The sequence below is a fragment of the Photobacterium salinisoli genome (genome assembly GCF_003614885.1).
Lineage (GTDB): Bacteria > Pseudomonadota > Gammaproteobacteria > Enterobacterales > Vibrionaceae > Photobacterium > Photobacterium salinisoli.
Genome location: NZ_QZMS01000003.1, coordinates 23,985 through 45,463, shown reverse-complemented (window position 1 = coordinate 45,463; position 21,479 = coordinate 23,985). Strand labels below are relative to the sequence as shown.

18 protein-coding genes are annotated in these 21,479 nt (G+C 53.7%); 9 read left to right on the top strand and 9 right to left on the bottom strand.

Annotation, left to right across the window (positions count from 1 at the left end; all coding sequences use genetic code 11):
• The first annotated feature begins 42 nt into the window (after window positions 1-42).
• From D6M16_RS00225 to hemN, 5 genes are all read left to right on the top strand, one after another.
• Window positions 43-660: a c-type cytochrome gene (locus D6M16_RS00225; protein ID WP_120510071.1), complete on the top strand. Its 618-nt coding sequence runs from the start codon at window positions 43-45 to the stop codon at window positions 658-660.
• A 166-nt stretch (window positions 661-826) separates the two neighbouring features.
• Entirely contained in the window at window positions 827-1,471 is a 645-nt protein-coding gene (locus tag D6M16_RS00220; protein WP_120510070.1) for a class I SAM-dependent methyltransferase, read from the top strand.
• Window positions 1,468-2,004, top strand: a complete 537-nt coding sequence (gene yihI, locus D6M16_RS00215; protein ID WP_120510069.1) for a Der GTPase-activating protein YihI — start codon at window positions 1,468-1,470, stop codon at window positions 2,002-2,004. Before D6M16_RS00220 ends, yihI begins: the two co-directional genes overlap by 4 nt.
• A 3-nt stretch (window positions 2,005-2,007) precedes the next feature.
• Complete coding sequence (locus D6M16_RS00210; protein WP_120510068.1) at window positions 2,008-2,490, top strand: DUF2489 domain-containing protein; 483 nt, start codon at window positions 2,008-2,010, stop codon at window positions 2,488-2,490.
• 165 nt (window positions 2,491-2,655) lie between these two features.
• Window positions 2,656-4,029: an oxygen-independent coproporphyrinogen III oxidase gene (hemN, locus tag D6M16_RS00205; RefSeq protein WP_120510067.1), complete on the top strand. Its 1,374-nt coding sequence runs from the start codon at window positions 2,656-2,658 to the stop codon at window positions 4,027-4,029.
• An 84-nt stretch (window positions 4,030-4,113) separates the two neighbouring features.
• Here the strand turns inward: hemN and add are convergent, their stop codons facing one another.
• The 4 genes from add to glnA all read right to left on the bottom strand — a co-directional run bounded on the left by add (window position 4,114) and on the right by glnA (window position 9,666).
• Entirely contained in the window at window positions 4,114-5,115 is a 1,002-nt protein-coding gene (gene add / locus D6M16_RS00200) for an adenosine deaminase (RefSeq protein ID WP_120510118.1), read from the bottom strand.
• 163 nt (window positions 5,116-5,278) lie between these two features.
• The gene (gene glnG, locus D6M16_RS00195; RefSeq protein WP_120510066.1) at window positions 5,279-6,694 is read right to left on the bottom strand and encodes a nitrogen regulation protein NR(I); all 1,416 of its coding nucleotides are present in this window, start codon (window positions 6,692-6,694) and stop codon (window positions 5,279-5,281) included.
• Between the two features lie 75 nt (window positions 6,695-6,769).
• Window positions 6,770-7,834, bottom strand: coding sequence for a nitrogen regulation protein NR(II) (gene glnL, locus D6M16_RS00190; RefSeq protein WP_120510065.1), 1,065 nt, complete (start codon window positions 7,832-7,834; stop codon window positions 6,770-6,772).
• 422 nt (window positions 7,835-8,256) lie between these two features.
• Window positions 8,257-9,666, bottom strand: a complete 1,410-nt coding sequence (glnA, locus tag D6M16_RS00185) for a glutamate--ammonia ligase (protein WP_046221862.1) — start codon at window positions 9,664-9,666, stop codon at window positions 8,257-8,259.
• Between the two features lie 556 nt (window positions 9,667-10,222).
• On the opposite strand from glnA, the gene typA reads away from it, so the two are divergent.
• Entirely contained in the window at window positions 10,223-12,052 is a 1,830-nt protein-coding gene (typA, locus tag D6M16_RS00180) for a translational GTPase TypA (protein WP_120510064.1), read from the top strand.
• 94 nt (window positions 12,053-12,146) lie between these two features.
• Here typA and D6M16_RS00175 read toward each other — a convergent pair whose 3' ends face one another.
• Window positions 12,147-12,788 (bottom strand): DUF2959 domain-containing protein, encoded by a 642-nt coding sequence (locus D6M16_RS00175; protein ID WP_120510063.1) that lies wholly within the window; start codon window positions 12,786-12,788, stop codon window positions 12,147-12,149.
• Between the two features lie 199 nt (window positions 12,789-12,987).
• Between D6M16_RS00175 and D6M16_RS00170 the strand changes: the two genes are divergently transcribed.
• The 3 genes from D6M16_RS00170 to D6M16_RS00160 all read left to right on the top strand — a co-directional run bounded on the left by D6M16_RS00170 (window position 12,988) and on the right by D6M16_RS00160 (window position 15,459).
• Window positions 12,988-13,980 carry a virulence factor BrkB family protein gene (locus D6M16_RS00170; protein WP_240435499.1) on the top strand — a complete coding sequence of 331 codons (993 nt, stop codon included), beginning with the start codon at window positions 12,988-12,990 and terminating at the stop codon, window positions 13,978-13,980.
• Window positions 13,977-14,414: a D-aminoacyl-tRNA deacylase gene (dtd, locus tag D6M16_RS00165; protein ID WP_120510061.1), complete on the top strand. Its 438-nt coding sequence runs from the start codon at window positions 13,977-13,979 to the stop codon at window positions 14,412-14,414. Before D6M16_RS00170 ends, dtd begins: the two co-directional genes overlap by 4 nt.
• Before the next feature lie 124 nt (window positions 14,415-14,538).
• Window positions 14,539-15,459 carry a bifunctional GNAT family N-acetyltransferase/hotdog fold thioesterase gene (locus tag D6M16_RS00160; RefSeq protein WP_120510060.1) on the top strand — a complete coding sequence of 307 codons (921 nt, stop codon included), beginning with the start codon at window positions 14,539-14,541 and terminating at the stop codon, window positions 15,457-15,459.
• On the opposite strand, the gene D6M16_RS00155 is transcribed toward D6M16_RS00160, so the two are convergent.
• The 4 genes from D6M16_RS00155 to hslR all read right to left on the bottom strand — a co-directional run bounded on the left by D6M16_RS00155 (window position 15,414) and on the right by hslR (window position 20,939).
• On the bottom strand, window positions 15,414-17,432 hold the full coding sequence (locus D6M16_RS00155) for an AsmA family protein (protein ID WP_162940887.1): 2,019 nt from the start codon (window positions 17,430-17,432) through the stop codon (window positions 15,414-15,416). The genes D6M16_RS00160 and D6M16_RS00155 overlap by 46 nt on opposite strands.
• A gap of 253 nt (window positions 17,433-17,685) precedes the next feature.
• Window positions 17,686-19,320, bottom strand: coding sequence for a phosphoenolpyruvate carboxykinase (ATP) (pckA, locus tag D6M16_RS00150; RefSeq protein WP_120510058.1), 1,635 nt, complete (start codon window positions 19,318-19,320; stop codon window positions 17,686-17,688).
• Window positions 19,321-19,629: 309 nt separating this feature from the next.
• A complete protein-coding gene (hslO, locus tag D6M16_RS00145) occupies window positions 19,630-20,508 on the bottom strand; it encodes an Hsp33 family molecular chaperone HslO (RefSeq protein WP_120510117.1) in 879 nt (292 codons plus the stop codon).
• A gap of 26 nt (window positions 20,509-20,534) precedes the next feature.
• Entirely contained in the window at window positions 20,535-20,939 is a 405-nt protein-coding gene (gene hslR / locus D6M16_RS00140) for a ribosome-associated heat shock protein Hsp15 (protein WP_036758979.1), read from the bottom strand.
• Between the last annotated feature and the right edge of the window lie 540 nt (window positions 20,940-21,479).

Below are 21,479 nucleotides of genomic sequence, written 5' to 3'. Positions count from 1 at the left end.
TACTTGTGGTACTGGAAGCTCAATAATTATAAACGGAATGTCATGAAGAAATTAGCATTGATATTTACACTTCTTGCCAGTTGCACAAGCTGGGCCCAGGGAGATGTTGAAGCTGGAAAAGCAAAAGCAGCGACATGTGCAGCATGTCATGGCGCTGATGGTAAAGGTATCACAGGACAATACCCCAACCTTGCGGGTCAGCACCCACGTTATCTGGAGAAACAGCTGAAGGAATTCAAGCTGGCGATGACGACTGGTGGTGAACAAGGGCGTAATGATCCTGTGATGGGCGGCATGGCGATGCCATTGTCTGAACAAGACATGGCGGATCTGGCGGCTTACTTTAGTTCCCTGCCTGCGATTGAAGGCACGACCACCGAGAGTTCGATCGAAATCGGTCAGCAGCTCTACCGTGTGGGCGATGCCGAACGTGGAATTGCGGCCTGTACGGCGTGCCACGGTCCGCGGGGTAATGGCACCAGCCTGTCTGGTTTCCCGGATATTTCTGGGCAGCCTGCGGAATACATCAAGAAACAGTTGACTATGTTCCGCGAAGGCAAGCGCAACAACGACATGAACGCTATGATGCGTTCAGTGGCGGCGAAACTGAGTGACAAGGAAATCGACGCCTTGTCACAGTACGTTGGCGGTCTTCACTGATCACACACTCAGTATCGCAAGCATCGCAGTGTAATAAAGGCAGCTCAGGCTGCCTTTTTTACTGCCCGGGATTCACCGCGCTGTCCATTTCTCAATCGGCGCAGGTCTGCTATCATACGCGGCTTGATTTTGACCTCGCCGGAATGCCTGGCTCTAGGAGATGCTGATGACGGTTTGTACCTTATGCGACAGTACAGCCATTGAGGTTTATCATCAAGACAACCGGCGGGCCTATTTTCAATGCCGGGCCTGCAGTCTGGTGTTCGCGGATCCGGCCTCGCATTTGACACCGGAGCAGGAAAAAGCGGTCTACGATCAGCATGAAAACCATGTTGATGATGAAGGGTATCGCCGTTTCCTCAGCCGGCTGGCTGCACCGCTTAGCGCACGTTTGCCACAAGGGCCGCTGGCTGGCCTGGATTTTGGCTGCGGCCCTGGCCCTGCTCTGGCAACCATGTTTCGTGAGCAGGGGCATCAGGTCGCTGTTTATGACCCGTATTTTGCCCCGGATACCGGTGCTCTGGCATCTCAGTATGACTTTGTCACCTGTACCGAGGCGATTGAACATTTTTATACCCCGGCCCGTGAATGGCAGTTGCTGCTGTCATTGGTCAAGCCGGGCGGCTGGCTGGGACTGATGACTAAGCTGGCAACCGATGCCGAGGCATTCAGCCGTTGGCATTACAAGAATGATCCCACCCACGTCAGCTTCTTCAGCCGGGAGACGTTCCGTTATCTGGCACAACGAGATGGACTGGCGGTGGAATTTATTGGTAACGATGTAATTATGCTGAGGAAAAATCAGTCATGACCCGTAAGAAAAGAGGCCGTAAACCTGGCTCTGAAGGCCCGGCGCAGTTCGTAGAAAAGAGTGTCAGCCAGCAGGATCTGGATGGCCGAGCCCGTCAGAAAGCCCGAAAGCGTAAAGGCTTGAAAGCGGGCAGCCGTCACTCAGACGCGGATGCTCAGAGTGCGCAGCGTCAGGGACAGGCGAAAGATCCTCGTCACGGCAGTAAAAAGCCGGTACCACTGATTGTCGAGCCGAAGCCAACCAAGCAGGCGCGTCGCATGAGTGCCGAGCAGGAGCTGGCCATGCTGGAGAATGATCCGCAGCTGATGGCGCTGTTGGACCGTCTCGATGCCGGTGAAAAACTGGGTGCCGGCCTGCAGAAGCAGGTTGACCAGAAACTGGATCGTATTGAGCAGCTGATGAAACAGCTGGGTTTGTACGACGACGAGCAGGATGATGCTGAGGATCAAATCGCCGCCGGGGATGCCCGTAGCGAAGAAGATCTGCTCGATGACTTTGAAAATACCCGTTGGGACGATTTCGATAAGGAGTAAGCCTTGCAGGATCTGAAACTCTGGTTGTTAGTGGCAGGAAGCCTGATTGTTGTGGCACTGGCGGTCTATGCCGGTTATCTGCTCTACCAGCTGTATTTGCAAAAGCAGCGCCATAAGGCATTTATTGCCCGCGCAGAGCAGCAGCAGGCCGAAGCAATTGCGCAGCGAAATAGCAATATTCTGGAAAGTGTCTACATCATTGCGGAAGCCGGACGGCAGGAGCAGTGTGACATGTCGGAAATTGCGATTCGTCTGTACAAGTTGATGACAGTCTTACAGGCCGATCGCAGCGTCAACTTTTCCGCTCAGTATCCGGCTTTGTTTGAGCTGTATAAAGTGGTTGAAGAGATGCCGCGCGGCGATGAACGCAAAGCCCTGGCGAAGCAGGACCGCATGAAAGACGACTTGCGGCGAATGAAAGCCGAATCGCGGCTGTTTGATGCGATACAGTCGGAGCTGACTCAGATCCTGGCGCAAAAGGCCTGATCCAGCGCCTGCGAATGAAACGATAAACCCAGTGGCTGGCCACTGGGTTTTTTGTAGGTGGCAGCAGGAATCTGATCGGTTTTTGTTATCGATCAATAATCGGGCTGCGGCCTCGTGCTAGCTTGGCGGATTGACTTGGTAGAGCGCCAGTGAGGTAACGCCGCGATGACAGAGCAGTCCATGATTTGGGATCAGGCACTGATCGAAAAATATAATTACTCAGGCCCCCGCTACACCTCCTATCCGACGGCGCTGGAATTTCAGCCCGACTTTACCGCCGTGGATTTCACCGCTGCCTGTCAGCGCTATCCTGAGCGCCGTTTATCGCTTTATATCCACATTCCTTTCTGCCATACCCTCTGTTACTACTGTGGCTGCAATAAAGTCATTACCCGGCATGCGCATAAGGCCGACATCTATCTGGCGGCACTGGACATTGAAATTCGCCAGCGTGCGGCACTGATGCGAGGCCGGGCAGTGAGTCAGTTGCATCTGGGTGGCGGGACGCCCACCTTCCTGACCAAGTCGCAAATCACCCGGCTGATGGCCCAGTTGCGCGCTTCATTTACTCTGCTACCGGATGCAGAGATCAGTATCGAAGTCGACCCGCGCCGGATGGAACTGGATGTGCTGGATCATTTGCGGGAGGAAGGGTTTAACCGCCTCAGTATCGGGGTGCAGGATTTTGATAAAGAAGTCCAGCGGCTGGTCAACCGTGAGCAGGACAGCGATTTTATTGACGCTTTGGTTAATCGTGCCCGGGAATTGGGTTTCCGCTCGACCAATCTGGATCTGATCTACGGCTTGCCGAAACAGAACAATGCCCGTTTCGTTAACACTCTGGAGCAGGTGCTGGCGATGAAACCGGGGCGCTTGTCTGTGTTTAACTATGCCCATATGCCGTCACTGTTTGCCGCCCAGCGAAAAATTAAAGACGCCGATTTACCGTCGCCGTCAGAAAAGCTGGCGATGTTGCACAGCACGATTGAGACCCTGACCGCTGCCGGTTATCAGTTTATCGGCATGGACCATTTTGCCCTGCCGGAAGATGAACTGGCCGTTGCCCAGCGCCAAGGTAAGTTACACCGCAATTTTCAGGGCTACACCACCCAGGGTGACTGCGATCTACTGGGGCTGGGGGTGTCTGCAATTTCTATGATTGGCGACAGTTATGGTCAGAATCAGAAAGACCTGAAAGCTTACTATGCCGACATTGAATCGCAGCAGCATGCGTTGTGGAAAGGTGTAAACCTGACCGCGGATGATCTGCTGCGCCGCGAGGTAATTAAAACCCTGATCTGCCAGTTTGAGTTGTCGATAACGGATATTGAACAGCACTATGGCATCGACTTTGCTGATTATTTTGCGCAAGACTTGTCACTGCTGCAGACCTTTATTGATGATGGTCTGGTATGTGTGACAAAGGAGCGGATTGAAGTGGCTGCCAAAGGCCGATTGCTGATCCGCAATATCTGCATGTGCTTTGATGTCTATCTGCGCCAGCGTGCCCGCCAGCAGCAATTTTCGCGGGTGATCTGAGCCTTGCGCTGATCAGGTTGAGCCAGAAAAAAGCCCCGCTTGCGATCACAAGCGGGGCTTTTTGCTGTGCAGGCGATGGCGGAATTAACGCTTGGCCGCCATCTCACGCAGGGCGTTCTTCTCGCTGTCAGACAGAAATGCCAGTTCCAGGCCATTGATTTGCGCCTGACGGATTTGCTCCGGTGTCAGACCTGCTTTCGGCGCAGCCACTTCGTACTCGTACGGCAGCTCAATGCCTTCCACGGCCGGGTCATCGGTATTCAGACAGGCCAGAATACCGTGGTCGAGAAACTGCTTGAGCGGGTGACCGGCCAGGCTGGCGACAGTGCTGGTCTGGATATTCGACGTCAGACAGGACTCAATACCGATTTTGTGTTCGGCCAGATAATCCATCAGTCTGGCATCTTCCACTGCTTTGACGCCGTGGCCGATACGCACTGCCCCCAGTTCCTGAATCGCTTGCCACATGCTTTCCGGGCCTGCGGCTTCACCGGCATGCACTGTGACCTGTAGACCGGCATCGCGAACCTGCTTGAAGTGGCCGACAAACTGATCGCCGGGCTGGCCCAACTCATCGCCGGCCAGATCAACGGCCACCAGATGGGCTTTCTGGCTCAGCAGGGCGTCCAGCTCCTGCTGACAGGCCTGGGTGCCGAAAGTCCGGCTCATGATACCGATCAGGTTGGCTTTGATGCCGAAGTCACGGCAACCGGCACGCACACCGTCAACAACGGCTTCGACCACACCGGCAACGGGCAGATTGTGCTTCATCGCCATGTAATACGGTGAGAAGCGCAGCTCAGCGTAGTCAATCTGGGCATTCAGGGCATCTTCGACATTTTCATAAGCGACACGGCGGCAGGCGTCCAGATCGCCCAGTACCGCGACGCCCCAGTCCAGTTTGGACAGGAAAGCGACCAGGCTGGGTTCGGCTTCAACAATCTGAACATGCGGACGCAGCGACTCGAGGTCGTTGGCAGGCAGTGCCATGCCAAACTGCTGGCCCAGCTCAAGAATGGTCTGAATACGGATGTTGCCGTCCAGGTGACGGTGCAAATCGGTCAGTGGCAGGTGTTTGCTTATCATGATCATGGTATCCCGGAAAAACTGTAGCCTCAGTATAAGCAAAGATATCAAGACAATCATTACAGTCAGGGCGAGGATCTGGCCCGATCGTTAAGATCGGGCTGATGTTTACTTCCACTGTTGAAAAAAACAGCAATGCTCTTCAACCGCAGCGGGCGGATAATCAGTCGCTGGCCATGTTGAGCTCTTTGAGTTTCCGGGTCAGGGTGTTACGTCCCCAGCCGAGCAGCTTGGCCGCTTCCTGCTTGTGGCCATGGGTAAATTCCAGAGCGGTATCAAGCAGAATACGTTCAAACTCCGGCATGGCTTCGCCCAGCAGATTCTGGTTGCCCTGCTGCAATGCCTGGCGGGCCCAGTGCTGCAGCGATTGCTGCCAGTGAGGTTCGCTGCCGTCGCCTTTCGGCTGGCTGTCGACCGCGGTCAGTTCGGGCGGCAGATCGGACGGCAGGATTTCGTTGCCGCTGGCCATCACGGTCAGCCAGCGACAGGTATTTTCCAGCTGACGCACATTGCCAGGCCAGGCCAGGCTGGTGAGCAGGGTTTCTGTGTCCGGGTGCAGGGATTTGATTTCCACCCCCAACTCATCGGAGGCCCGCTTTAAGAAATGGCGGGTCAGCTGGGGAATATCCTGCCGGCGGTCTTTCAGGGCAGGCAGATGGACCCGGATGACATTCAGCCGGTGGAACAGGTCTTCCCGGAAATCCCCTTTGGCTACAAGTCGTTCCAGATTCTGATGGGTCGCCGCTATGATGCGGACATCGACATTGATGGGAGAATGACCGCCAACGCGGTAGAACTGACCGTCAGCCAGTACCCGCAGCAGGCGGGTCTGGATATCCAGTGGCATGTCGCCGATTTCATCCAGAAACAGGGTGCCGCCATTGGCCTGCTCAAAACGGCCCTGGCGGATGTTGTTGGCGCCGGTAAACGCGCCTTTTTCATGGCCAAACAGTTCAGATTCAATCAGATCTTTGGGAATGGCCGCCATGTTGAGGGCGATAAATTCTTTTTCCCGTCTGGGGCTGTGGCGGTGCAGCGCCTGAGCAACCAGCTCTTTACCTGTACCGGATTCGCCATTGATCAGCACGGAAATCGAGGAACGGGACAGACGGCCGATGGCACGAAACACTTCCTGCATTGCCGGGGCTTCGCCAATGATCTCCGGGGCCTGTTTGGTGATTTCCTCCGGCTGTTGCTGGCGCTTTTGCTCCTGGCTGTGGGTGACAGCCCGCTCCACCAGGCTCACGGCTTCGTCAATATCAAAAGGCTTGGGCAGGTATTCAAACGCCCCTTCCTGATAGGCGTTAACGGCCGCATCCAGATCCGAGTGCGCCGTCATGATAATCACCGGCAGTGTGGGGTAATCATGATGCAGGTTACGCAGCAGTGTCAGGCCATCCGTGCCCGGCATCCGGATATCAGACACCAGTACATCCGGTACGCTGCGCTCAAGTGCTTCTACGACGCTGTCGGCATCGGCGAAGGTTTCGCAGCGCAGTCCGGCTGCATTCAGGGTGCGCTCCAGTACCCAGCGTATGGAGCTGTCATCGTCGACAACCCAGATTAGTCCTTTGCTCATCGCATGCCCTCCGTTGTGTCCTTGGTGTGCATGCCGGGCGTGTTGGCTGATGTGATTATGTGCCCGGCCGCTTTGTTATTCTGTTGATTGAATGGGTAGATAAATGGAAAATTTTGTCTGCCCTGGCCAGCTCGACACTTCAATTTTGCCGTGGTGCTGGTCAATTAAATTCTGGGCGATGGACAGGCCGAGCCCGTTACCGCCTTCGCGGCCTGTGACCATGGGATAAAACAGGGTGTCCTGTATGTCGGCCGGAATGCCGGGCCCGTTGTCTATGATGTCAATCTTGGCCGCAATCCTGTGCCGCTGACCGTGAATCAGTGCCTGATGTGCGGTGCGTGTCTGCAGTGTGATTAATCCTTCACCCGGCTGCTGGCTCAGCGCCAGTGCGGCATTACTGACGATATTCAGTATCGCCTGCTCCAGCTGCTCCGGATCCATGCTGAAATCGGGCAGGCTGGGGTCATAATCTCGCTGGATGCGCAGCTGTTGTTCCCTGTGATCCAGCGATACCAGCTGGCGCACTTTCTCCAGCACCACATGGATATTGCCTACCGTTCTGATGCCGGGCTTTTGTGGCCCAAGCAGGCGATCAACCAGATTTCGCAGCCGGTCGGCCTGCTCAATGATCATCTGGGTGTATTCGGTATAGCTGGGATCAGGCAGGGCTTTTTCCAGTAACTGTGCGGCACCGCGTAAGCCCCCCAGTGGATTTTTAATCTCATGGGCCAGGCCGCGGACCAGCTCCTTGGCGGCTTGCTGCTGGGCGTGCTGGCTGATTTCCTGACTGATGCGTCTTTGCTGGTCTATAGGTTTCAGCTCCAGCAGGATCAGCACGTCTTTCTGCCAGCTTACCGGGCTGGCATTGATTTCCAGGGTATGGTGGCGGCCATCAATCACCAGAGTCACTTCGCCGTCGGTCAGGCCCTGTCCGCTTTGCACTGTCGACTGAATCAGGCCCAGATCGAGCGAGCTGTGCTGGAGCAGATCCGGAAAGCGACTGCCCAGCAATCGCCGCTGGCTGCAAGACATTAATTGCTCTGCGGCCGGATTGACGTAGCGAATTTTCAGCAGCTCATCGAGCAGTATCACTGCAGTGACCAGGTTGTTCAGGATCAATGGCGTAAAAGCGGCAGTCACAGTCTCATCCTTGTGGTTATTGCCAGTGTGCCCGCTTGCGGAGCAAACACCGCTGGTGCATTGCACTGTTTTGGTGCATTACAGTGTAGCCCGTCTTTTATCACTTGTGCAGCACAAAGTAAGAGAGTCCAGCCTTTTTAGGCTATGAATGACAGCAACCGCTTTGAGACTGACTCATGGCAACGGATAAAGACGGTGAACACTGAAGAACAATGCAATAACCTTGCCGTCTTTTCTGGCACAGTTAAGTCAATGAGCCAGGATGGATTACTGGCAAAGGGGTGAGTCGTTTTGGTGAAAGTGGCTGCGCCAGCCTGGGGCTGTCAGTCGGGGGGCTGAGAAGGTTTGCCCTGCCTTGGTGAAGCAGGTAAAGAAAAGGCCTGCATGCGCAGGCCCTTGTCAGTGAATCTCTGGGGTCAGACTTATACTGAGTAGTACAGGTCGAATTCCAGTGGGTGGGTTGCCATGTTGATGCGCTCAACATCTTTCGATTTCAGGGCGATGTAAGAATCGATGAAATCGTCAGAGAATACACCGCCAGCGGTCAAGAACTCACGGTCCTCATCCAGCGCTTTCAGTGCGATCTCCAGTGACTCGGCCACTTTTGGAATCTCTGCCGCTTCTTCTGCTGGCAGGTCGTACAAGTCTTTGTCCATCGCTTCGCCTGGGTGGATCTTGTTCTTGATACCGTCAAGACCAGCCATCAGCAAACAGGCAAATGCCAGGTATGGGTTGGCTGCCGGATCCGGGAAGCGCGCTTCGATACGGCGTGCTTTCGGGCTTGGTACCACAGGGATACGGATAGACGCAGAGCGGTTACGCGCTGAGTACGCCAGCATCACAGGTGCTTCGAACCCTGGAACCAGACGCTTGTACGAGTTGGTTGACGGGTTAGCGAACGCGTTGATTGCGCGGGCGTGCTTGATGATACCACCGATGTAGTACAGAGCCAGCTCAGACAGACCGCCGTATTTGTCACCGGCAAACAGGTTCTGACCGTCTTTAGCCAGAGACTGGTGAACGTGCATACCAGAACCGTTATCGCCAACCAGTGGTTTAGGCATAAAGGTGGCTGTTTTGCCAAAAGCATGCGCTACGTTATGAACCACATATTTGTAGATCTGGATTTCATCCGCTTTAGAGGTCAGGGTGTTGAAACGGGTCGCGATTTCGTTCTGACCTGCAGTTGCCACTTCGTGGTGGTGTGCTTCAACAACCAGACCCATTTCTTCCATGATCAGACACATGGCAGAACGGATATCTTGTGATGAGTCAACCGGTGCAACCGGGAAGTAACCGCCTTTGACGCCAGGACGGTGACCTTTGTTACCGCCTTCGACGGTAGAACCTGTGTTCCAGGCCGCTTCGATGTCGTCAATTTTGAAGAAAGAACCGGACATATCGGTAGCAAACTTCACGTCGTCGAACAGGAAGAACTCAGGCTCAGGACCAACCAGCACTGTGTCTGCGATGCCGGTGCTGCGCATGTATTCTTCTGCGCGTTTAGCGATAGAGCGCGGGTCACGGTCATAGCCTTGCATGGTGGCAGGCTCAAGGATGTCACAGCGAATGTTCAGCGTGGCATCTTCTGTAAATGGGTCCAGCACAGCGGTAGATGCATCTGGCATCATCACCATGTCTGATTCGTTGATTCCTTTCCAGCCAGCAACCGAAGAACCATCAAACATCTTACCGTCTTCGAAGAAGTCTGCGTCAATCTGGTGAGCGGGGATAGAGATGTGTTGCTCTTTACCTTTGGTATCGGTAAAGCGTAGGTCAACAAATTTAACTTCGTTTTCCTGGATCAACGCGAGTACGTTTTCTACTGACATCTTAAGTAACCTCCGGTGTTAGATTTGGGCAACTGGCCGCAAAAAATTTTGGAAAGGAACAAGCATGTGTTCCGATACAGTAAACTTTGCGAAATCCATGCCAACTTTTTAAATCCCCAAAATTGCCATATTTACGCCCTGTTATGGCGCTCAGTGCAAAAAATCATGGGCTCCATTGCACTGATATGGTGATTTTGTGCACCATAATGGTGCGATTGGGGATTATCTCCCTCTTTGTCACTCCGTTTCACCCGAATGCAAAGACATCGGCTATATTTAGCCCACGCTGATTAATTGTCAATCGTCTGCGTGGCGGATTGCATTCACTTTATTGCACGCCAAAACGCCCGTTGCACAGTCTTGTTTTTAATTGACTGTTTTTATTGATTTTTTATGCTTAATTCTTGTTCTTACTGTCAGTTTTGTTCCGAAGCGATGATATAAATCACATATTTGCTGGGTTTTGACGTAAAATCTGGTAGATTATGAGCCGTTTTTTTAATCAGTGGCTGCCTGTTTTTCAGGGGGTCGCAACATCTGAGTGAATGCCAAATCCATGTCTAATCCACAGATCGATAAATTACGTAATATCGCAATCATTGCGCACGTAGACCACGGTAAAACCACCCTGGTTGATAAACTGCTGCAGCAATCAGGTACCTTGGACTCCCGTGGCGGCGTTGAAGAACGCGTGATGGACTCCAACGATATCGAGAAAGAGCGTGGCATTACCATCCTGGCGAAAAACACTGCCATCAACTGGAATGATTACCGCATCAATATCGTGGACACCCCGGGACACGCCGACTTCGGTGGTGAAGTAGAGCGTATTATGTCGATGGTGGATTCTGTTCTGCTGATCGTTGACGCGGTTGACGGCCCTATGCCGCAAACCCGCTTCGTGACCCAGAAAGCGTTCGCTCACGGTTTGAAGCCAATTGTTGTTATCAACAAAATCGACCGTCCGGGCGCGCGCCCTGACTGGGTTATGGATCAGGTATTCGATCTGTTTGACAATCTGGGTGCGTCTGACGATCAGCTGGACTTCCAGGTGGTTTATGCTTCAGCACTGAATGGCTGGGCGACACGCGAAGAAGGCGAGACTGGCGAGAACATGGAGCCGCTGTTCCAGGCAATCGTGGACAACGTTGCACCACCAGCGGTCGACGTTGACGGCCCGCTGCAGATGCAAATCTCTCAGCTGGACTACAGCTCTTATGTTGGCGTTATCGGTGTTGCCCGTGTGACCCGCGGTTCGGTGAAACCGAATCAGCAAGTGACCATTATTGGTGCAGACGGCAAAACCCGTAACGGTAAAGTCGGCACTGTTATGGGTTATCTGGGTCTGGAGCGTCATGACATCGAACGTGCGACTGCCGGTGACATCATCGCGATCACAGGCCTGGGTGAGCTGAAAATTTCTGACACCATTTGTGACCAGAACGCAGTTGAAGCGCTGCCAGCCCTGAGCGTAGATGAGCCGACCGTAACCATGACCTTCCAGGTGAACACTTCTCCGTTTGCCGGTAAAGAAGGTAAGTTCGTAACCTCGCGTAACATTCTGGAGCGTTTGCAGAAAGAATTGGTGCATAACGTTGCGCTGCGCGTTGAAGAAACGGAAGACCCGGACAAATTCCGCGTGTCAGGTCGTGGTGAGCTTCACCTGTCGATTCTGATCGAAAACATGCGCCGTGAAGGTTTCGAGCTGGCGGTATCGCGTCCTGAAGTTATCGTCAAAGAAGAAAACGGCCAGCTGATGGAACCGTTTGAAACTGTGACCATTGACGTCATGGAAGAGCACCAGGGCGGCATCATGGAGAAAATCGGCCTGCGTAAAGGTGAGCTGAAAGACATGGCGCCTGACGGCAAAGGCCGTGTGCGTATGGACTTCGTGATGCCTTCTCGCGGCCTGATCGGTTTCCAGACTGAATTCATGACGCTGACTTCAGGTTCTGGCCTGATTTACCACACGTTTGACCATTACGGACCGCACAAAGGCGGCGAGATCGGTCAGCGTAACAACGGTGTGCTGATTGCAAACGCCGCGGGTAAAGCGCTGACAAATGCCCTGTTCAACCTGCAGGAGCGTGGTCGTCTGTTTATCGGTCACGGTGTGGAAGTGTACGAAGGCATGGTGATCGGTATTCACAGCCGAGACAATGACCTGACGGTTAACGCCCTGAAAGGCAAGCAGCTGACCAACGTCCGTGCATCGGGTACCGATGATGCGCAGGTGCTGACCACGCCAATCAAGTACACCCTGGAGCAGGCACTGGAATTCATTGATGACGATGAGCTGGTGGAAGTGACGCCGGAAAGCATCCGTATTCGTAAGAAACTGCTGACCGAAACGGATCGTAAGCGTGCGAGCCGTGGTGCGAAGTAAATTCTGAATCTGTGCGCTCTTTGGGCGCACATTTAAAAAATCCCCCGCTGGGTGATCCGGAACGGGGGATTTTTTTATTCAGGCCAAAACACGATTAGCCGCGGTTCAGTTGGGCCACAAAGCGCTCAGACTCACTGATAGCAGCACGCATATCGCTGATTGCCCGCTGGATATCACGTTCAAGTGAGCGGAACTCGCCTTGCAGGGAGCCGATGGCCGCAGCATTGAGGTTGTGTTTCAGGTACAGGCTGTTATCGCGCAAGGTGTCCAGAACCGGTGCCATTTTGGCTTCCGCTCTGTGCATGGCAGCAATCATCTTGCTGTAAGAGGCGCGGGTGGCTTTGAGTTTGGCTTCACTGTCGCGGCGCAGGGCGGCGCTGGAATACAGACTCAGTTCCTCTTGCCATTCATCGAACAAGGCTTGTGAGACATTTTCAATCGCCGCGATGCGGTCGCTGACCTTATCGGCGGCATCGGCACTGGCTTCATACTGCGCATTCACCCGGTTATAGGTCTCTTCCAGCGTCCCCCCCTCAAAGCGGGTGAGTGCCTGTAAAGCGGCCAGCGCTGAGGTAAACTGTTCCTGTGCGTCTTTCTGCGCCTCAGTGGCATCTTCGACGCGATCGACCATGATATCGCGTTTATGAACACCGACCGATTCCATGGCAGAATAGTAGGCGCTCTGGCAACCCGACAGCAGTGTCAGGCTCAGTATCAGGGCAAAAGCATATGGCATAAAAGCTCCTGGCAGGCGACCGGGTTGGTTGTTATTCCCATCCGGACGCACTATGTTGTTGATATACCCTAATATCCATGACACGGCTGTCCAGAACCGGTATACGTCTATTCGAAAGGACTGCAGTTAAGTCTTGTCGCGGGTAGGGTCGTTTGGTAGTTGGACGATAAACAACAAAGATTAATTCAATATGGCTGATATGAAAATAACGTCCGGGCCGGGTTTGCGCCAGACGGTCACAGAACTTTGGCAATTTGCGCAGTATTTGTACCGCCGCATTGATCATGACCGTCTGACGGTGACGGCCGGCTCTATGGCCTATGTGACGCTGCTGTCGCTGGTGCCGATGATCACTGTAGTGCTGTCAGCGCTGTCGAGTTTCCCTGTGTTTGCCTCTTTGGGCGATCAGTTGCAGGCTTTCGTTTTTGAGAATTTTGTGCCGACAGCCGGGGATGTGGTGCAAAGCTACCTCAATCAGTTTGTGGCTAATGCCGGCAAGATGACTGCTGTGGGGATCGGGGCCTTGTTTGTGGTCGCCATACTGCTGATCTCAACCATCGATAAATCACTGAACTATATTTTCCGGGTGCGCCAGCATCGCCGCGTGGTGATCTCTTTTTCGATTTACTGGATGGTGCTGACTCTGGGCCCTATTCTGGTCGGCTCCAGTCTGGCGATCAGCTCTTATCTGGCGTCGCTGAATGTGCTGGGCAGCGAAACCGTGAATGGTTTTGTACAGCAACTATTGCGCGGCCTGCCTGTTCTGATGTCGACCCTGGCCTTTATGGGTCTGTACATGCTGGTGCCTAACACCAAAGTCCGGTTGCGTAATGCGCTGATAGGTGCTCTGATTGCCAGTGCCCTGTTTGAGCTGAGCAAGAAAGCCTTTGCGCTCTACATCACCAATTTCCCGTCTTACCAGCTGATATACGGTGCACTGGCTGTGGTACCTATTTTGTTTGTGTGGGTGTATCTGTGCTGGTGTATTGTGTTGCTGGGCGCAGAAATCACTGCCAGCTTGTGTGAAGAACAGCATTGGCGCCAGCGGGCAAAAACACCGCGCAGTTCAGATGGGGGTGAAAAACAGCACCTGGCCTCAGTGGACACCGAGCATCCGGAAGCGCAGGCATCCCGTGCTGAGCAAACGCCAGAGCGACAAAAAACCGTGAAGACGTACAAGGATACAAAATGATTGCGCTGATACAACGAGTGAGTGAGGCCAGTGTTGCCGTCGATGGTAAAGTGACTGGCGCGATTGGCAAAGGGTTACTGGTTTTACTCGGAGTAGAAAAAGGTGACGATGAAGCCAAAGCCCGCCGGCTGCGTGATAAAGTGCTGGGCTACCGGGTGTTTGAAGATGATGCCGGTAAAATGAATCTCAATGTGCAGCAGGCGGGGGGCAGTGTGCTGGTGGTCTCGCAGTTCACGCTGGCCGCCGATACCAACAGCGGTATGCGGCCCAGCTTTTCGACCGGGGCACACCCGGCTGACGCTGAGCGCTTGTACGACTATTTTGTGGCAGCCTGTCAGGAAAGTGCGGTCCGCACCGAAACGGGGATCTTTGCCGCCGATATGAAAGTGGCGCTTCTTAATGATGGTCCTGTCACTTTCTGGCTGCAGTGCTAGCCTTCATGCTATAGCGTGAACAAGCGGGTTATCTGAATAACCGCCGCCGTTTGCGCCGCAAAGCAGACTAACAGGCGGAGCGTGTGAACGCGCAAATGGAATTGAATGACTGGAGAAGGACGCTATGTTTCGATTGATCACCCCGCAAACTGAGGCGGAACTGGCCCGCTATTTTGACTTTCGCTGGCGGATGTTGCGCCAGCCCTGGCATATGCCAGCGGGATCAGAACGCGATGCCTATGACGCCCTGAGTTGCCATCGGATGATAGTCGATGATGACGGCCAGCCGGTGGCGATTGGCCGGCTGTATATGACGCCTGAAAATGACGGCCAGATCCGCTACATGGCAGTTGATCCTAATTACCGCAATAAAGGCATGGGCGGCTTGCTGCTGATGGCGCTGGAATCGCTGGCCCGGCAGGAAGGGGCCAAGCGGCTGGTCTGTAATGCCCGCGAAGAAGCTATCCGCTTTTATCAGATCAACGGCTTTGCCAATCAGGGAGAATTGAGCGAGGAACGCGGCCCGGTTCGTCATCAGCAGATGCTGAAATACCTGGATCCGTTAACGGAAGTGGTGCGCCATCCGGACTGGTGTCAGGAGCTGCAGGATGTCTGGCAGTCCCACATTCCGATCAGTGAAAAAATGGGCGTCAAAATCAGTCAGTACACAGGGTATAGGTTTGAAGTCAGTGCAGTACTGAACGCTAACCTCAACCCCAGGGCGACCATGTTTGCCGGCAGTATTTTTACCATGGCGACGCTGGCTGGTTGGGGGTTTCTCTGGATGTTGCTGAAAGAGCGCCAGCTTGAGGCCGATATTATGTTGGTTGACAGCCACATCCGTTACTCCGCACCGGTGAAATCACGCCCTCGCGCCGTCGCGGGCGTGGAAACCCTTACCGGCGATCTGGATCGGATCGCCAATGGCCGCAAAGGGCGTATGGTGGTGGAAGTGCAGGTGTTCAGCGATGAATCCCATGCTGCGACCTTCACCGGAACCTATATGCTGTTTCGCTCGCAAGACAAGACTGACATGTCCTGCTGATGGTTGTGCCAGCGCTTGGTGAGCTGCTGGCAGCCATCGCTGGCATTGAGCTCAATTTCACGCCCTGACGGGGTTGCCAGATCCCATTCTCCCTGTAACTCTGCTGTTAACTGCTGGCCCTGCAGAGTTAGCGGCTGCAGAGTAATGCGTCCCCGATCAGCCCGCAGCTTGAGCGGGCTTAGCGTAACCGGTGAGCGCACTGGTGTCTTATCGCTGCTGAGCGGGGTAACGGCCAGTGTTTCGCCATTCTGCCAGCTCTGCAGCAGCGAGGCTTCGCTTGGGATCAGGGCCTGCTGGCGGAATGCCGCATTGAGGTGGCCATCCAAACTGTAAGCCAGCCCGCGGTGGAACTGCCCCAGACCACTTGCCTGGACGCTGATATCCATTTTTCCCTGCAGCGGGAGCGGTAGCCCAAACCAGTGGTGCATCATCTGCGACGGCAGGCTGTCGCCGGTCAGAGACAGTGTCCAGGGCCAGCCTGCTTCGCTGAGCTGGATATCGGCGCTGCCTTCTAACAGGCCTTCTTCAATCGGCAGGTTTAATCGTGTGATTTGCCAGTGTCCTGCCTGGCTGCTCATGGTCAGCAGCGGATCGTGCAGGGTGATTTGACGGACATGGGTGAAACCGGCACCGGCATTGAGTTCACCTTGCCACAGTCCGGGTTGTCCCTGACGCAGCAGCACCAGCCCTGTGCCGTCCAGATTGATATCGTTGATCTGAAAAGGCAGTGGTGCATAAGTGCCGGTCAGCTGACTGTAGCCGACAGAAAGCTGATCCACGGTCAGGGTATCGAGCTTTCGCCACCACTGATCCACATGAGCCTGCAACGGTGTCTGCGGGGTGCTGTCGTGCATCAGCCAGGCCTGGATAGCTTCGGGCATTACCCAGCGAATACCCTTGAGCTCCAGCTGATGCAGCAACATGGCTTCGGGCGTCAGGGTTGCCTCAGCACGCAGGTAGCCTTCAAGCATGCGGGCTGAAAAGCCGTTCAGGCTGATCTGCTCCGGGGTGAAGTGCAGCTCAGTAAGGGGGGCGTCCAGCAGCAGATCATGCCAGCGCAGCGTATCGGCCCCCAGTGACAGACGGGCATCCTGCTGTTGCCAAAGCGTACCGGGCCAGCGCCAGTTTTCCAGCGCCAGATTAGCATTACTGGTACTGTATTCCTGGTGCTCCAGACTGCTGTCCAGGATATCCAGACGGCGTAAATCTACGCTCAGCTCGGACTCGCGTACCTGTGCGCTCAAATCCAATAAGGTTTGGATCGGAAAATCTTGGTCTATCTTCAGGCCGCTGGCGCTGAGTTGATGGATGATCAGGTTATGTGCGTCAGTCTGATATTCGGCCTGGCCGTGGAATCTGGCACCTTGCCAATTCAATGACAAACCATACACAGTCCAGGTCCGTGCATCGCGTTCCCCGTCAATGAGCACCTGTTGCAGGGTCTGATTATGCCAGGTGGCCTGCTCGGCCGACAGACGAAAGTCCCCGCTGAAGTCTCCCCAGGCTTGTGCGCTGTTTTGCCAGTTATCGAGTTCGAGGCGGGCGTTGTCGAGCTGCAGTCCGGGCACCGAGAGTGTCAGCTGGGTGACAGCCAGACGGCGGGCATTGATCAGGCCGTTTTCCAGTTCGAGAGCCGGTACCCGGTTGAGAGTGACGCCTTGAATCAACAGGCTGTCAAAATGCCATCCCCGGCGGTAGAAAGAGGCAGGAGACAGCCAGAGATCAAGCTGCTCAGCAGCTAAGGCGGGCGCATTGTGCTGTTGCCAGCGAGGCTGGATCAGACGTAAATGCAGCGGATCACTTTGCAGAGAATATTGCACAGCGGCAACTTGCGCCCCTTCATAGCCGGCTCCCCTTAAGAGCGTGTTCACCAGGGCGGCGCTGTGGCGGGTATGCAGCAGGATGGCCATAATGGTGGCTGCCATCAGCAGCAGAATAATCAGGGTAGCCAGAATTTTTGCCAAGAAACGCATGCTGAACTCCATATCAGCCGCCAAACCATGTTTAGGCCGCTGCCGGGCAATCGGGCGGTGATGAAAGTCTTGGGAAAAAGGCATGGTCAGGTCGGTGTAAAAAGAGTGAAGGAAATGCGGCTACTTGGCAAGGAATGCGGCTGATTTTTGTCGGCTATTTAGCGTTTAGCCAAGCTTGTTGCACGAGTGTGCGATTGGTTCAGAGACAAGCAAGCCCTGCACTGCAGGGCTTGCTTGGGTTTGACGGCGAATGTTAGTCCAGCTGAGGACCAGCGGCCACCAGAGCAGCACCTTGTTCGTTATCTGTGTATTTTTCGAAGTTGTTAATGAACAGCTTGGCCAGATCGATGGCTTTGGCTTGCCATTCCGCTTCGCTGGTATAGGTATCGCGCGGATCCAGAATATCAGGATTCACGCCCGGCAAGGCTGTCGGCACCGTCAGATTGAAAATAGGCACTTGCTTGGTTTCTGCGTTTTCAATCGAACCGTCGAGAATGGCATCAATAATGGCACGGGTATCCTGGATAGAGATACGTTTGCCTGTGCCGTTCCAGCCTGTGTTGACCAGATAGGCTTCAGCGCCTGCGGCTTCCATGCGCTTGACCAGCACTTCAGCATATTTCGTCGGGTGCAGACTCAGGAAGGCATTACCAAAACAAGCCGAGAAGGTCGGTGTTGGCTCTGTGATGCCACGCTCGGTCCCAGCCAGTTTCGCCGTAAAGCCAGACAAAAAGTGGTACTTGGTCTGCTCAGGCGTCAGCTTGGAGACTGGAGGCAGCACACCGAAGGCGTCGGCCGAGAGGAAGATAACCTTGTTGGCATGGCCACCGCGGGATACCGGCTTCACAATGTTATCAATGTGGTACAGCGGGTAGGATACCCGGGTGTTTTCGGTTTTAGAGCCGTCGTCAAAATCTATGGTGCCGTCATCGCGAACGGTCACGTTTTCCAGCAGGGCATCACGACGGATTGCATTGTAGATGTCCGGTTCGGCTTCTTTCGACAGCTTGATGGTTTTGGCGTAGCAGCCCCCTTCGAAATTGAAGACACCGTTGTCATCCCAGCCATGCTCGTCATCGCCAATCAGTTTGCGCTTAGGATCGGTAGACAGAGTGGTTTTACCTGTGCCGGACAGGCCAAAGAACACAGCGACATCGCCGTTTTCTCCCTGATTTGCCGAGCAGTGCATAGAGGCGATGTCCTGCAGCGGCAGGAAGTAGTTCATCATGGAGAACATACCTTTTTTCATCTCGCCACCGTACCAGGTACCGCCGATCAGCTGCATGCGTTCTGTCAGGTTGAACACGGTGAAGTTTTCAGAGTGCATGCCGTGTTGCTGCCACTGCTTATTGGTGCATTTAGCACCGTTCATCACCACAAAATCAGGCTTGAAGGTGGCCAACTCTTCGTCACTCGGACGGATGAACATGTTCTTGACGAAGTGTGCCTGCCAGGCCACTTCGGTGATCACCCGAATACACAAACGGGTGTCCGGGTTGGCGCCGCAGTAACCGTCGACCACAAACAGACGTTTGCCGGATAGCTGATTGGCGACCAGCGCTTTCAAATCGTTCCAGACTTCTGAACTCAGCGGCTTGTTGTCATTGCTGCCTTGATCTGACCACCACAGGGTATCGCGGGTGGTGTCATCTTTCACTATGTACTTATCTTTTGGAGAACGACCGGTAAAGATCCCTGTGTCCACAGAGACAGCGCCCAGTTCCGTCACTACGCCTTTTTCATAACCTTCCAGACCGGGTCTGGTTTCTTCCTCAAAAAGCACTTCGTAGGAAGGATTACGAAGGACTTCTTTTACGTTATGGATACCGTACTGAGACAAATCCAGCTGTTGGTTGACCTTTTCATCTTCGGCGTGCATGACTGTCATTAGCGACTCCTTGGGGGGTAAGAGGTAGTTAGGCTGTCTTTTTTTACCCTGCGTACAGGGAGGTAACTTTTATAGTAACCACTTACAAAATGTGGTTACTTTCTAGTGTTTTTATCTGTACCTAGCCTAATTTTACCCTGTCTGGAAAGGTTTGTGCCAGTGTAAGTGATTAATATTCCTTGCCAATTAAGCATGAATAAGCTGTGCTTGCATTTCAGAATGCAGCATAAAAGTGTGGAGGAGTTAAAAAAAAAGCCAGCATGTAGCTGGCTTATGTAATTTACTTTCAGTCTTAATAATGGCTGAAAATTAATGAAGCTGCGAATCGTCAGCTTCTGAGCCGGTTTCGAACAGGCTGGTAATATCAAAACTGTCGAAATCGTAGCTGGTACCACAGTAGTCACAATGCAGAGAGACTTTGCCTTCTTCATGCAAAATACGTTCGACTTCATGACGATCCAGCAGTTTAATGGCACCGGCGCTGCGCTCACGGGAGCAGCCGCAGTGGAAAATCACCGGTTGCGGATCGAAGAGTTTCACTTTCTCCTGATGGTACAGTCGGTATAACACGTCCTGAGCAGGCAGGCTGAACAGCTCTTCATTCTTCACCGTCTCAGTTAACTGCTCCAGGTGCTCAAAATCACTGGCATCGCCTTTGCCATCTGGCAGGATCTGCAGCAGCATGCCTGCGGCTTTAGCCTGGCCGTCGGCCTCACCGGTGCGCAGCCAGATGCGGGTCGCCAGTTGCTCTGAGTTGGCAAAGTAGCTTTCCAGACACGCAGCAAGCGTGTCGCCTTCCAGACCGACCACACCCTGATAGCGTTCACCCTGATTTGGCGTGATGGTAATGATCATATGACCTTTACCCATCAGATCGTGGATGTTGCCGTCGGCAACCAGTTCGCCGTCCCAACGAGCGACGCCGCGCATCTGCTGGTTGTGATCGCCATTAATCACCGCCAGTTTCACCGGACCGTCACCTTGCAGTTGTACCGTGATGGAGCCTTCGAATTTCAGAGTGGCAGTCAGCAGGCTGGTGGCGACCAGCAATTCGCCCAATAGGGTTTGCAAAGGCGCAGGGTAGTCCTTGCTGGCAATAATGTGCTGGTAGGTGTCGGTGAGCTGTACGAGTTCACCGCGAACAGACACGTCGTCAAACAGGTAACGGTAAAGATTGTCGCTGGTCATGATTTGGTTTTCTCCGGCACTCACTGTCAGTGATTGCTTTTAAACTTAAGTATATCGCGTCGCTGCTTTTTATCCGGGCGCTTGTCCGGGTGCGGATTGTGCGAATTGAGCTTGCGCATCTGTGCCTGTTGCTCGCGTTGAGTCAGGCTGGCTGCCGTTTCCTGATAAAGGGTTTGGGCTTCTGGTGCGCCTCGGCGTGTACCGGACACTTTGAGGACAGTGACTGTTTTTTCCTCATTGCCCTGCCGAAGTTTGATTTCGGCCCCCAGCTCGACAAGCTTACTGGGTTTGGAACGCTGGCCGTTATAGTGCACTTTTCCACCGTCGATCATATTTCGTGCGATCGAGCGGGTTTTGTAAAAGCGGGCAGCCCACAGCCATTTGTCCAAACGCACTTCTGTTGTATCGGATTCGGAGGGTTGCCGACTCATAAAACAGGCTCCTTACCCAAACGGGCGCTAAAAATATCATAATGGAAATGCCGCGTCAGCTGCATAGGCTGTTTACCTGCCGGATTGTCTCTGAGCGAAAGTGATGGTCATTTGGGGTAGCCACAGATCACCCGCTTCACATTCTGGCTAACGACCCGAAAAGCCTGGGGAAAAATACCCTAGGTTTTGGCTCGAACTGACACAGTGCATTAACAGTATGTGGTTGCTCGGTAGTGCCAAGTGAGTGTCAGACCTTGTTTCGTTGCACAAAAAGTCAGCATTACAGGTACACAGTAGTTATTAAATGGTGATGCCGGATCGCAAATTCAACAATGAATGGGAATTTCCTCACACGAAATAACACACTGCTAAATGAGTAGTATTTTTTCAGTGAGTGGGTTTGCTATATTAACCTGTCATGCAACAAGATGAGCGTCGGGATTGCGGTAAGCAAAAATCCGCTTGAAATAACTGGAACTCAATCCGGGCTTTTCTTGTCATATTATTGATTACAAAGAGTCATGAGGCAGAAAACAGCAA